Origin of the sequence: Paenibacillus sp. FSL L8-0494, assembly GCF_038003695.1 — a bacterium.
GTDB lineage: Bacteria > Bacillota > Bacilli > Paenibacillales > Paenibacillaceae > Paenibacillus_AQ > Paenibacillus_AQ odorifer.
On record NZ_JBBOPQ010000001.1, the window covers coordinates 3,579,784 to 3,592,299 of the forward strand.

At 42.1% G+C, this 12,516-nt stretch carries 11 protein-coding genes; 7 read left to right on the top strand and 4 right to left on the bottom strand.

What is annotated here, in order from left to right; genetic code table 11:
• The first annotated feature begins 98 nt into the window (after positions 1-98).
• A complete protein-coding gene (locus tag NYE35_RS16320; protein ID WP_076105761.1) occupies positions 99-1,424 on the top strand; it encodes an amidohydrolase family protein in 1,326 nt (441 codons plus the stop codon).
• Positions 1,425-1,616: 192 nt separating this feature from the next.
• Positions 1,617-3,383: a M20/M25/M40 family metallo-hydrolase gene (locus tag NYE35_RS16325; protein ID WP_341121660.1), complete on the top strand. Its 1,767-nt coding sequence runs from the start codon at positions 1,617-1,619 to the stop codon at positions 3,381-3,383.
• 17 nt (positions 3,384-3,400) lie between these two features.
• Here NYE35_RS16325 and NYE35_RS16330 read toward each other — a convergent pair whose 3' ends face one another.
• Complete coding sequence (locus NYE35_RS16330) at positions 3,401-4,210, bottom strand: MerR family transcriptional regulator (RefSeq protein WP_076099179.1); 810 nt, start codon at positions 4,208-4,210, stop codon at positions 3,401-3,403.
• 357 nt (positions 4,211-4,567) lie between these two features.
• Here NYE35_RS16330 and NYE35_RS16335 point away from each other — a divergent pair, with 357 nt between their 5' ends.
• A complete protein-coding gene (locus tag NYE35_RS16335) occupies positions 4,568-6,004 on the top strand; it encodes an amino acid permease (protein ID WP_076223656.1) in 1,437 nt (478 codons plus the stop codon).
• On the opposite strand, the gene NYE35_RS16340 is transcribed toward NYE35_RS16335, so the two are convergent.
• The gene (locus NYE35_RS16340; protein ID WP_038571226.1) at positions 6,001-6,633 is read right to left on the bottom strand and encodes a LysE family transporter; all 633 of its coding nucleotides are present in this window, start codon (positions 6,631-6,633) and stop codon (positions 6,001-6,003) included. The two genes, NYE35_RS16335 and NYE35_RS16340, sit on opposite strands and share 4 nt — an antisense overlap.
• Positions 6,634-6,752: 119 nt before the next feature.
• A complete protein-coding gene (locus NYE35_RS16345) occupies positions 6,753-7,274 on the bottom strand; it encodes a DUF3231 family protein (RefSeq protein ID WP_036677170.1) in 522 nt (173 codons plus the stop codon).
• A gap of 702 nt (positions 7,275-7,976) precedes the next feature.
• Here NYE35_RS16345 and NYE35_RS16350 point away from each other — a divergent pair.
• Positions 7,977-8,285, top strand: coding sequence for a WGxxGxxG family protein (locus NYE35_RS16350; RefSeq protein ID WP_038571232.1), 309 nt, complete (start codon positions 7,977-7,979; stop codon positions 8,283-8,285).
• Positions 8,286-8,736: 451 nt separating this feature from the next.
• On the opposite strand, the gene NYE35_RS16355 is transcribed toward NYE35_RS16350, so the two are convergent.
• Positions 8,737-9,285, bottom strand: a complete 549-nt coding sequence (locus NYE35_RS16355; RefSeq protein WP_038571236.1) for a TetR/AcrR family transcriptional regulator — start codon at positions 9,283-9,285, stop codon at positions 8,737-8,739.
• A gap of 183 nt (positions 9,286-9,468) precedes the next feature.
• On the opposite strand from NYE35_RS16355, the gene NYE35_RS16360 reads away from it, so the two are divergent.
• The 3 genes from NYE35_RS16360 to NYE35_RS16370 all read left to right on the top strand — a co-directional run bounded on the left by NYE35_RS16360 (position 9,469) and on the right by NYE35_RS16370 (position 12,314).
• The gene (locus NYE35_RS16360; protein WP_076274528.1) at positions 9,469-10,470 is read left to right on the top strand and encodes an NADP-dependent oxidoreductase; all 1,002 of its coding nucleotides are present in this window, start codon (positions 9,469-9,471) and stop codon (positions 10,468-10,470) included.
• Between the two features lie 236 nt (positions 10,471-10,706).
• Positions 10,707-11,459, top strand: a complete 753-nt coding sequence (locus NYE35_RS16365; protein ID WP_038571241.1) for an SDR family NAD(P)-dependent oxidoreductase — start codon at positions 10,707-10,709, stop codon at positions 11,457-11,459.
• 282 nt (positions 11,460-11,741) lie between these two features.
• Complete coding sequence (locus NYE35_RS16370) at positions 11,742-12,314, top strand: TetR/AcrR family transcriptional regulator (RefSeq protein ID WP_076296647.1); 573 nt, start codon at positions 11,742-11,744, stop codon at positions 12,312-12,314.
• The last annotated feature ends 202 nt before the right edge of the window (positions 12,315-12,516 follow it).

Sequence of the window (12,516 nt, forward strand, 5' to 3'; positions counted from 1 at the left end):
GCACATTTAGCATCTACGAGGGTCCCTATTTTTTTAATCCAATAATGAATTACTTATTCATTTTTGGGCGGTGTAATCAAGAAACGGGGGAACTTACGATGAAGACAGGTTATGCGTTTATGGACTGTAATGTTATTTATGGAGATGCGAAAAAAGGGACTGATTCCCATATGACGATTTTGATTGATGAAAACGGCTTGATTCAGGAGATCGGGAAAGCAAGCGCTGTAACTGTCCCCACCCATTTCCAAACGATCGATTGTTCGGGGAAATATGTGATGCCCGGTCTCATCAACGCGCATGTCCATCTTTTTGCCGATGGTAAGCCGTTTACGCTGTCTGCCAGTGAAGGGCTGCTGAATTTTGCGTTTCATCATATTTTGGATACGAGACTGGGCAGAAACATGTTGAAGAGACGGATGAAAAAAAATGCCCTAACCGCACTGCATTCCGGAGTAACAACGATGCGTAGCGTAGGTGAATTTTTTTATACTGATGTTCAGTTGAGGGATGAGATTAAGGCAAATCAATCTATTGGACCTAATCTTTTGGTATCTGGGTATTTCCTGAGCGTAACGGATGGCCACGGTGCACCTTATTTGGCTTTGGTCGGTGATTCACCATGGGAAGGGAGAAGAAATGTAAGAATCAATGTAAAAAACGGAGTGGACCTAATCAAAATATGTGTAACTGGCGGGGTCACCGATGCCAAAAGGATCGGAGAAGCAGGCCGCTTGCAAATGACGGAAGAAGAGGTGGCTGCCATTTGCGAGGAAGCTCACAAAATTGGGATGCGTGTGGCGGCACATGCAGAAAGTACCGAAGGTGTAAGAGTTGCGTTAAAGGGTGGAGTGGATACTATTGAACACGGCGCGGAGATGGATGAGGATATGATCAGGCTGTACAAAAATAATCCCAGAGCCTTAAAGGGCTACACCGCTGTGATTCCTACTTTACAAGCAGCTTATCCCAGTGCGAAATTAGATCCGATCCTGACAAAGTTGAATACAACCATTAAGGAAAATGCCCGGCTTGTGTATGACTCTATGTTAACAGGGCTACAGCAGGCTATAGAACATGATATCAAAATCGGTGTGGGAACGGACGCTGCTATGTCCTATGTAACCCACTATGATCTTTGGCGTGAGCTTGATCATTTCATGCGACAAACAAAGCTGAACGCAAGTGAGGTTATTGAACTAGTAACCAAATCAAATGCAGATATTTTGGGAATCGATCACCTGACAGGTTCTATAGATGTGGGCAAATATGCGGATTTAATCATGATGGAGCAAAACCCATTGGAGAACATAAAAGCTTTGTCTGATGTAGCTATGGTTATGGTCAGAGGGAATTTAATACAAACACCATCTGTGACCAGAATTCAAGCAGTGGACGAGCTGCTGGATACGGTTTGGATTTAGGAGTTACTCAGATATTCCAAAACAAAAGAAAAACCCCCTCTTTACTATGGAGTAACTCCATACCTTATGATACCCTTTGTCAGGACAGATGACCTATGTAAGCCTGCAAATCATCAATCACTCAAAGGAGACAAGGATATGGATCAACAATTGAAGCAAAAGAATCAGTTAAAACAAATTAGCGAGATAATAATGAATTGGGTCGAACGTGATGAGGAGAAGATTGTTCAGTTCTTCTCAAGTCTAGTTAAATATGAAACCCCTAGCCCTCCAGGTGATACGCGTGAGGCAATGGCGATGGTTCAGAGTTACCTCGACATCGAAGGACTTCCGTACAGGCAAGTCAACGCCAAAGATACCATGCCAAATATCATTTCTGTGGTGCAAATGCCAAGCGAGGGTAGGCATCTGATGTTCAACGGACATCTCGATGTACTGCCTGCTGGAGATGAACCCGGGTGGACTGACGATCCATGGAGCGGAAAGATTGTGAACGGTCGGGTATGGGGACGCGGGACGTCAGATATGAAGGCAGGCGTAACGGCGATGCTTTTCGCCTACACGTATCTATCACAATTACGCGATCAACTGAAGGGCAAACTATCGCTTACCATCGTCTCCGATGAAGAGACTGGATATGGACGGGGCACCGGCTTTATGTTCGAGCAGATCGAAAGCGAAATGGAAGCCGACTGCGTCCTCAGCGCCGAACCCTCTGGAACGGATGCGATTTCGTTCTCCTCGAAGGGTTACATGCAGTTTTCTGTACGAGTGGCGACACGGGGAGCTATATCCGGGTATCCTAACGAAAGCAAAAGCTCGATCCGTATCGCCACCGATATCATCCTCGACCTTGACGAGTTGGAAGGTATCGAGGTAGACGTTCCCTCCTCGATTACGGATATACTCTCTAATCCGCAGCGGCGTGAACAGTACAACGAGTCCAGAGGAGAAGGTGCGGCTGAGATTCTGCCATTAATCACGGTTAATGTTGGTACGATCGAGGGTGGCAATTCACCTAGTGTCATTTCACCTGATTGTATATTCTCGGTATCCGTTGTTCTTCCAGTCGGAGCTGATCCGTATACGATTTTCTCGAAAGCCAGAGATATTGTTGCTCGCTATCCCGAAGCAGAAATCAAATTGGAAGGCGTCGATTCGGCGGATGTATCGGATCCAGACAGTGAGATGGCTAGGATCTTGCAGGAGACGGTAGAAGATTTGGGGTGGAAAAAACCGGTGCTGGTTCCTGATGTTGCAATTTCCGATTGTCGGTACTGGCGTTATCGTGGTACGCCTGCTTTCTGGTATGGTCCGGACGGAAGCAATTGCAGCGCGGCCAATGAGTCGGTATCGATCAAGGATTTGCTGCATCTGGTTCGCACCCATGCCTTAGCGGCAACGCAGTACCTCATGAATAATTATATAGAAGAAGACACAGAAGAAAAAAGTGTTGAAGGATCAGCAGTGTCTGAAGAAAAACCTAAGTTCGCTGCACACAAACCAGAGATCAAATCGCTGCCGGCTCTGCGCGTCGCCCGCATCATGGCAAAAGCGAAGAGCTTTAATCACATCAACCCTATCATTGGTCCAATGTTTAATCAGCTCTACCTCAGCCTTACCCAGGCAGGTGTGATTGTTGGTGCGGTATCGCTAGCCACCTTTGAGGAAGACGTGGACGGTAACGGGTTAATTGTAACTGCCGCATTTCCTGTCGGACCAGAGGTTGTCTCCGGAGACGGATTCGAGGTCGTAGTACTCTCTGGTGTTGAAGCGGCTGTAACGACGGTCCACCGTGGCTCAGAAAGCACTGCTGCCACCTGGAATAATCTCCGACGTTGGATTAGTAGAGAGGGGTATCGGCCTCAGGAAGTATACCGCGAGTTCTACATCGTGGCTCAACCGAATCCGCAAGAGCTCTGGGCTACCGAGTTGCAGCAACTCGTCACACGACGCTAAGCTATAAATTAAATTTTCTACTTTATAGCAAGACTGATTTTCGTGACAAAGTCTTCTTCTCTATTGGTTGACAATGCATTGACCAAATATTCTTCATAAGCATTACCGGATACATGAAACCCTCTATCCCTAATTTCATTTAACAGGAACGGATAAACTTCCGTTATGCTCTCATAGCTGCCTTTATGATAAAGAATGGCATAAAGACCTGCGGATTTTAATTCGGCATTCGGAGTTTCAGTGTGAACAAACAAACGTTCAACTCGGTTAAACCGACCATGCAAGATATCCTCTTTGCTAGTCACAGAACCAATGAAAGCTGGACCTTTCATTCCTGTTTGCTCTAAAAAAACTTCATAATCGTAATTCCATTCTTCGTTAGAGGTATCACCGGTACGTGGATTCGGGGCACTATATATCACGTGTTCCTCCGGTAATTCAACGATTGTAACTTCACCTAGTGTGGTATTTATTAATTCTTCTGATATGGATGTCAACTTCGAAAGGAACCAATAAATTTCTTGTAGCTTTTTAATTTCTTCTTCCACCTTTATGAGTTGTTCTTCAGCAAGCTTGGTCAATTTCTCCGAGGAAGGTGAACTGAAATAGCTCTTCAGATCTTTAATAGGAAAGTTCAACGATCGGAGTGATTGTATAGCCCAAAAGGTATCGAGCTGCTGTATAGTGTAATATCGATATCCGTTATCGCTTATTCCTGCTGGTTGAAATAGCTTTATTTTGTCATAGTAGAACAATGTATCTTTTTTGATTCCGAATAGCTTAGCAAATTCACCAGTATAAAAATTCGTTAGATTTTTTCTAATCATGAGTAAATTATCCTTTACTATAGAGTAAGTCCATACCCAATAGTACCATTTATACGGAAAGATATCATTTATACTGCGGTTTAGATTTAGTTACGATTGCCATTCCACAGATCACAGAACAAGAAACTTCCGTAAACATACGAATCGATACAACGATTCCTACCACAAAAAAGCCATACTGATTAACCAGTCTTTTCTTCTTTATTGCATACTACCCGGTATGAATAACTATAAGCCTGTCAGCCTTTCTGGTCGGGAAGCTTATTTATTATGATTCCTGTAAATAACGGACCCGCCTGAAGGGAATTCTAGAGATGAGAGATATCTCAAATTCTAATCAGGATGAGGACGGAATTCATGAAGCAACCTTCCAGTAAAACTGAAGAAGACGATAAACTGAAATGGTGGCAACTAAGCTTGTTAGGCATAGCAGGCACTATAGGAACCGGGTACTTTCTTGGCTCAGGTCTAGCAATTTCTATGGGAGGGCCAGCAGTGCTGCTAGCCTACATTTTAGCTGCTATTGGAACATATGTCGTATTTGATGCACTGGCTCAGATGACAGCGGAAGATCCGGAGCAGGGTTCATTTCGATCCTATGCAAAAAAAGCATTTGGAAATTGGGCAGGGTTCGGGAGCGGCTGGGTATATTGGTTTTCGGAACTGTTGATTATGGGAAGTCAGCTCACAGCATTGTCCATATTCTCGCGTTTTTGGTTCCCGGCCGTACCGATGTGGGTATTTGCTGCCAGCTTTGCGGCCGTGAGCCTATTGATTGTGTTTTTTGGTAATAAGGGCTTTGACAGGGTTGAAAATATACTGGCCATCATTAAAGTGGCGGCTATACTAATGTTCCTTGTTATTGCTGCCGTACTTCTGACGGGTTGGATCGGCGGTTCTAAGTTCTCACCGAAAGTTCCACTTGGGTTTAAAGCGTTGTTTCCATCTGGAGGTATTGGGTTGTGGTCTGCCTTTATTTTTGCTTTTTATGCCTATGGTGGCATTGAGGTGCTGGGAATTATGTCCTACAGGCTAAAGAAACCTGAGGAAGCTCCAAAAGCAGGAAAGGTGATGTTGCTGGGACTGGCTACAGTATACGTTCTCTCAATCGGGCTTGCAGTAATCATGGTGCCGCTTAGTGCTTTTAATCCAAAAGAAAGTCCTTTTGTGCTCGCGCTCAGCAGCGACCATCTGACCTTTATACCGCATTTGTTTAACGGGGTGTTGATCATAGCTGGGTTCTCCACGATGACAGCTTCGCTTTATGCCATTACCTCGATGATGATCACTCTTTCACAGGAAGGGGATGCACCCAAGGTTTTTTCGAAGAAATGGAAGGATAAATATCCGTTTTTTGCCCTTTGTTTAATAGCTGGAGGTTTAGGGGGTGCCATTATGATGTCATTGTGGTTGCCAGGAAAAGTATACGAATACATTACAACAGCTGCCGGACTGATGATCCTCTATAACTGGTCCTTTATATTGCTCTCCTCCCGCAAGCTGCTTAAGCCCAGTCTTCTAAACGGGGTGAAACGCTGGCTAGGCTTAGTGCTGATCGCTACTGCTGTAGCAGGTACGCTATTTCATGCGCTCAGTCGTCCAGGCTTCTACATCAGCCTGCTAATTGTTTCGCTGATTGCCTTGAGTGATTGGATCGTTCAACACATCCGTAATAAGAAGGACAGTTATGTTATGGGGCATGGGGCGGACGAACAGACCCATGAATATCATTCTTTACCGGGCGGTCCTGAATTTCGGATTAAGGGCATCAGGATGCGAAAAAACAAGGTTTAATGAAAAAAGAGAAGTCGGGCAGCCTGTACACCAAAATAAAAACCAAATCCAATCAGCGACAGACCTGACAGAACGGAGATCGCCTTCAATACCCGAACGGTTAGAAATTTACGAAAGAGACTGGAGGCGGCAGCCATGGTTACATCCCAGAAAAGAATCCCTAGTACGATTGCTCCGCTATAGATCAATAATTGCTGCATCGGATACTCGCTGACCGCCTTGGCTAATATTGAGCCGTAAATACCCAACCAAAAAAGGATCGAGAGGGGATTGAACAAGGACATGAGAAATCCCGACAGATAAGATTTGGATAGTGAGGTATCGTTGCCCCTCAGCCCGTCAGCTGAAATGTCACCTGTATTTTTAATGCTGTCTACACCTGAATAGACGAGGACAAAGAATCCGAACAACCATAAAAACACTTTAACAAACGGAGCATCCAGCAGATGAATGAGGCCAAAATAAACAAGCAGCATGTAGATGATATCGGCACTAACCGCCCCTAAACCGACTATCCAGGCAGGCATAAATCCTCCGCGGAGTCCCTTGTCCAGCTGTGCTGCATTAATGGGTCCGAGAGGTGCCGAGAGGGATAATCCTATAATCATATAACCTATAAATACGTTAATGTTGTCCTCCTCCTTTATATAGATAGCTTATTCTGATAAAGGCAGTGGTAGGACAACCAAAAAAAGGCCCGCGGAAGATCGCGGGCCTTCTTTTATAAGAAACTAAAGAGTGAGTAGAATTACGCCTTCACGGATTCAGGTCTTTTAACAAGAAGAGGTGGAGGAATCAACCAGCCCTTTTTCTTAGTCAAATGTAGAATTTTAAGGCCGATGGCTGCTTTGGTAAGGTGATATTTAGCAAACAAAGCCCCTATATCTTCTCTGATCGATTGTCCCATTGCCTGACTACATGCCACAAGTCCAACAGCATTATCAGCTGCAAGTTTGGCTGCAATTTCAGGATCTGTGAAACGTGCCCCTACAGGAATATCTTCAAGTTTAGCATCGGGCCGATTTGGCATTACTGGTGCAGATGCAATACCTTGCTCTGAGAGCAGTGTATCACACTCACTGATTTCAAGCTCCGCTTGATCAATTAAAGCTCCTAATATTTTTTTCAGGTCATTGTCGCCCGCGTGGTACATATAAGCTCTGTAACAAGAGAGGGCTCCCTTTGCGACCATTGAGGCTTGCCAAACCGTAAAAATCTCTCCATAATGCATCGGTTCTTCTTTGGGGTTACCGCCTAGAATCCCTGTCATAAATAGTCTCCTTTATTGTTGGATTTGAACAAACATTAGCATGCCCACAACAACAAGAAAATTGCAGCTTTTCACATAAAATAGGTATGTCAATTTGAGGCTTCGACATCCGTGCAAGTTTAAGAATAAATAGCACTAATTTTCTCATAATAGGATAAATGTGAAAATAAGGAACGATAAAATTGAACACGAGTTGTGGAGGAATCAAATGTTTTTCATCGTGATGATTGGATAGATACTTCCATGGACGATGGCAGATACTATTTTAGAGAGGACTTATCAGTAATCGTTCTAACGGACCGCTTGCAAGTATAATTGCCTTTGCATTCAATGAAGTTGGTTATCACTGGAGAGAGTCGAGTGTATCTCCATCGAGGCAGGGATGGAATGGGAGTCATTGCTTCCAACACCTTTGGTAAAATGTTAAGCCCTGTCCTCGGCGCTTATTTAGGTACATTGTTATGGTTTGCACCCTTGAAGGAATTGAAAAAGAAATCGAGGCACGATCACTTCTTTATATAGCAGCCGTAGGGGCGGAACGTGACTGCTATCCTTATTCGCTGTTACTCCAAGCGAGGGAAAGACAGGAGGGAAGAACAATCAGAAGCAAAGCTATTCCTCAAAATTCTCGGATAGGAAGGATTAAATAGGGGAAAATAGCAATGGGTGCTGCCTGCCCAATATTGTTCTGGAGGGAAAAAAATGAAGAAGATTGCTACTTTTGCATCAGTTGCATGTCTTAGTTTACTTTTAAGTATTCCAGCATTTGCGAACCAAGATGAAGCAAACCTAGGGATACAAACACATTACTCGGCTAATCAAACAAATGATAACCTGAATGCAAGGAATGTTAATGCAACGGGTAATCATAATTCAACAGCGGTCGAGAATGGAAATTACCGAGCGCAGGCAGTCGGGGATGAGAATCGAGGCACTAATTGGAGCTGGTTGGGTCTCTTAGGGTTGCTTGGACTTACAGGCTTGCGGAATAGAAGCCGAGAAAAAAGCTAAACTTTTTAGAGTTAAAGGGAACTATAGGGGCCATTTTTATGATTAGAACTGAGGACTGCATTTACAGACTCGGCAAAAAATTTATACCTTTAATTTGTTCTAAATAAAAAGCCGGTTTCAGGATGATCCTGAATAACCGGCTTTACATTTTTTTAGCAAACCATTTTTAGGAGAGATTTAAAGATAATCGCACTTGAATTTGCCATTCACCAGCCACAGGTTCCAGAAGTCGTCCGTAACCCGCACATATTGGCATGCTCAGTGAGGAATTCAGGAATTCCGCGTATTCCACCAAAACAGGACTTCGTAATGATAATTTTATTCCGAGTTTTACGAAAATTGGGGAACCGGACAAAAGTGGGAGAGCAACGGCAGTACTTCAGAAGACAGAAGCTTCTGGACCATGTTTATGATTGAAGAATAATTTTTTAAAAAACTAGAGGATTTGAATTCATAGACCCTGTTTGATTAAACTCCAGATGCGTTCAAACCTGTCTTGGTAGTCAGGTAAATTCCAGGATTCTTTGAAGGATGGGAGGCTAAATACTGCAAACGCAGAGAGAATCGCCTCAGCCCGTTCCAAGTGGGGATCGTGATAGTCCATGAAGCCGTCAATAATTTGGTAGGAATCCCAGAGAACATCGCGTAATACCAGTGGATTGCTATCCACGTATTGAGTATTCAAGGCAAACATCTTGGGATTCTCGTTATAAGCCCGTTTTTTTGCGTTAACAAATGCCCATAACCAATCGTGAAGCAATTCTTGCGGTTTAGTTAAACTAGTCATATCTAATTTAATTTGTTCTGAAATCATCCGGTTGAACCAGCTCTTAGATACGGCTGCCCAGAGCTCTTGCTTATTTTTAAAGTGCTTATAGAGCGCTGCATGGGTGATACTTAATTCATCCGCAATTTGTGAGAGTGTCACTTCGGATTTTTCCGTGCGTTTAATTAATGCCTCAGCTGTTTCAATAATGAGCTCTTGTGTGATTTTAGCCACAGTACTGCCAACCCTTCTTTCTTCAATAAATTCCTTTTTATCATTAATACACTTGCGAATATTTTAACATATAAAATAATCAGTAACAATTATTGATTTTTGTAACTTATTGCTTTATGCTTATTGTATAAGTTACAAAAATAAATAAATGTTACTTTTTTAACGCATAGGAGGTCATTAATTATGAAAGCAGCACAGATCACCAAATATTCAAAAAAGTTCATAGTAAAAGTGAACGATATTCCAATCCCAGAAATAAGTGATAACGAAGTCTTGGTCCAGGTGAAAGCAGCAGCAGTTAATCATTTGGAATTGCTCATTGGTACCGGAAGCGTAAAGCTGATTCAGGATTATGAATTCCCATTGGTACTTGGTAACGAGCTGACGGGTGTTATTGAAAAAGTAGGTAAGAAGGTGCAAGGCTTCAAAGTTGGCGATGCAATTTATTCACGTCTGCCACTACAAAAAATCGGTGCTTTTGCGGAATACGCGGCAATTAATGCAAATGCCATCGGGCACCTACCCGCTAATTTGAATTTTGTGACTGGTGCAGCTGCGCCATTAACAGGATTGACAGCCTATCAAGGATTAAATGAAGAATTAGATGCTAAAGCTGGCGAAATCGTGTTTATCCCTGGAGGTTCTGGTTCATTTGGCCAAATGGCCATTCCTATCGCCAAAAGTATGGGGCTCAAGGTCATCATCAGTGGAAATCCAGAAGCACGTGAACGGACAATGGCCGCTGGTGCAGACCAATATATTGATTATACGACTGAGAACTATTGGGAACAGCTTGGTGATGTTGATTATGTGATTGATACCTTGGGACCAAGCGAATTTGATCATGAGCTTTCAATTATTAAAGCAGGAGGCCGCCTTCTTTCTCTGCGGACTGGTCCTAACAAACGTTTTGCAGAAGATCTGGGCTTCTCTGGCTGGAAAAAAAAGCTCTTCACCATCGCCGGGGCTAGGTATGATCATAAAGCGAAGAAAAAGAAGATTCAATATCATTTCATTTTTGTTCGCAGTGATGGCGAACAATTAAAGAAAATCACGAAGATTATTGAAGATAATGGGATTGTACCAGCAGTGGACCCAACAGAATTCCACATAGAAGAGATTAACGAAGCACTGAATTTTGTTGCTGAAGGTCATCCTAAAGGGAAAGTTATTATCAGATTTTAAGGAGTATATCTCAATTGGTTGTCAAAAAATTCTTTACTGATCATTCTAGAATTGATATACTGATTTAAATTAGAGTTAATAGTGTAGTTTTTTTTTGCCGCAACTAGAATGATCGTTCTTGAATATTTCGAAGAAATTTATTAAGGGAGGGATGAACGAGATACAAGTTTAATCGTGAACAAAACTCTATCGAAATGTTGTTAAATGATCAAAAAACTTAAAAGGGAGAGAATAATATGAAATATACAGTGATTACAGGAGCAAGCTCAGGAATTGGGTATGAAACAGCATTGGCGTTTGCTGCACGCGGTAAAAATTTAATTTTGGTAGCTAGAAGATTAGATAAATTAGAAGAACTTAAATCAACAATTCAGAATATTGATCCTAATGTAAATGTTCTTGTTCGTTCAAGTGATCTGTCTGTTACAGAGCAGGCTTACACACTGTATAACACTTTGAAGGAATACCAAATAGAAACCTGGATTAATAATGCAGGACTTGGTGAAGCTTCTTTTGTGGTAGAACAGAATTTAGATAAAGTTGAAACTATGTTACGTGTTAACATCGAATCCTTGACGATCCTTTCTACACTATTTGTGCGAGATTATGCTGATGTAGAAGGAACTCAGTTAATTAACGTATCATCCGCACTCGGATATGCCATTGCTGTTGGGAGCGTTGCTTATTCTGCATCTAAATATTATGTTAGTGCCTTCACCGAAGGGCTTGCAAAAGAACTAGAGCTTAAAGGCGCGAAATTAAAAGCAAAAGTTTTAGCTCCAGCAATAACTGAAACGGAATTTGTGAAGAAATCAATAGATGCTGAAGAATTTGATTACAAAGCAAACATGCCTAAGTACCACACTGCCAAACAAATGGCGAGTTTCATGGTAGAACTTTATAATAGCAATGATATGATAGGGATTGTTGACCAGAATTATAACTTCAATCTGAGAGATCAAATCTATCCAATTATATCTGAGTTTTAAATCGAATTAGTTATTAGTCACGAAAACGATCGTCGAAGAAACTGGAGCAAAAAGAACTGGCTTCCCTATTCTTAAACGTAGGGTACAACTTTTGCACACGTTGGAAAAAGATTGGACTCTGGATTGTTTAAAAACAGCCAAAGTAAGAATCCAATGGTAAGCATCAGTTCAGTTATCATGTTATGAATAAAATCAAGCATCTTGCTTGATTTTATTTACGTTTTATATATTAGTTTGCGGATCGTTTACTTAAATGTATAATGATTGCTTGAGGTGATTACAATGGCAAGAAGCAAAGAATTTGAAATTAATGAAGTACTAGATAAAGCGATACAACTATTTTGGATGCAAGGTTACGAGAAAACTTCAATGCAAGATTTGGTAGACTGTATGGGAATTCACAGAAGAAGTATCTATGATACATTTGGTGATAAGCACGCCTTATATTTGACGGCACTCCAACGGTACGAATCTACTCAAAACAAAAAAATGAGATTCTTGGTTGAGAAGCAAGAACCGGTAAAGGAGATCATTCGACAATTTCTAGAATCCTCGATGAGGAGCGAAGGAGAACCTCAAGGATGTTTCATAGTTAATTCGGGTGTGGAGTTGGGAGTACTGGATCCGGAGGTTGCATCCTTTGTTGAGAATAGCTATTCAAAAACGGAGAAGTTGTTATATGACCTCGTTCAGACTGGCCAGCAAAGAGGTGAACTTAGAATTTCACTGGAGCCCGAGGCCATTTCTCATTATTTAATGAATGCCTGGTTAGGACTGCGTACAATGGTAAAAACGGCAACGGATCATAAAAAATTAACAAGTATTATTCATACCATACTGATCACTCTAAATTAAAACTCCTTTATCTATCTGCAATGTAAGAGGAGAAGCACTTGTATCAAATGCCGAAAATAGTCAATCAACTTACTGCTACCCGAGTACGCAAAGAATAGAACCGGCTTAATACGCACAGCTTAACTATATATACGGCATCCGACACCAGCTGTAAGGATCTAAGAATGCAGACATTAAAAAACCCATGCTGACGATGGGCTTC

What these genes read in the sequence shown, in the direction of transcription:
- NYE35_RS16320 (WP_076105761.1), top strand. Translation starts at nt 99, where the DNA reads ATGAAGACAGGTTATGCGTTTATGGACTGTAATGTTATTTATGGAGAT.
- NYE35_RS16325 (WP_341121660.1), top strand. Translation starts at nt 1,617, where the DNA reads ATGAATTGGGTCGAACGTGATGAGGAGAAGATTGTTCAGTTCTTCTCA.
- NYE35_RS16330 (WP_076099179.1), bottom strand. Translation starts at nt 4,210, where the DNA reads ATGATTAGAAAAAATCTAACGAATTTTTATACTGGTGAATTTGCTAAG.
- NYE35_RS16335 (WP_076223656.1), top strand. Translation starts at nt 4,568, where the DNA reads ATGAAGCAACCTTCCAGTAAAACTGAAGAAGACGATAAACTGAAATGG.
- NYE35_RS16345 (WP_036677170.1), bottom strand. Translation starts at nt 7,274, where the DNA reads ATGACAGGGATTCTAGGCGGTAACCCCAAAGAAGAACCGATGCATTAT.
- NYE35_RS16350 (WP_038571232.1), top strand. Translation starts at nt 7,977, where the DNA reads ATGAAGAAGATTGCTACTTTTGCATCAGTTGCATGTCTTAGTTTACTT.
- NYE35_RS16360 (WP_076274528.1), top strand. Translation starts at nt 9,469, where the DNA reads ATGAAAGCAGCACAGATCACCAAATATTCAAAAAAGTTCATAGTAAAA.
- NYE35_RS16365 (WP_038571241.1), top strand. Translation starts at nt 10,707, where the DNA reads ATGAAATATACAGTGATTACAGGAGCAAGCTCAGGAATTGGGTATGAA.
- NYE35_RS16370 (WP_076296647.1), top strand. Translation starts at nt 11,742, where the DNA reads ATGGCAAGAAGCAAAGAATTTGAAATTAATGAAGTACTAGATAAAGCG.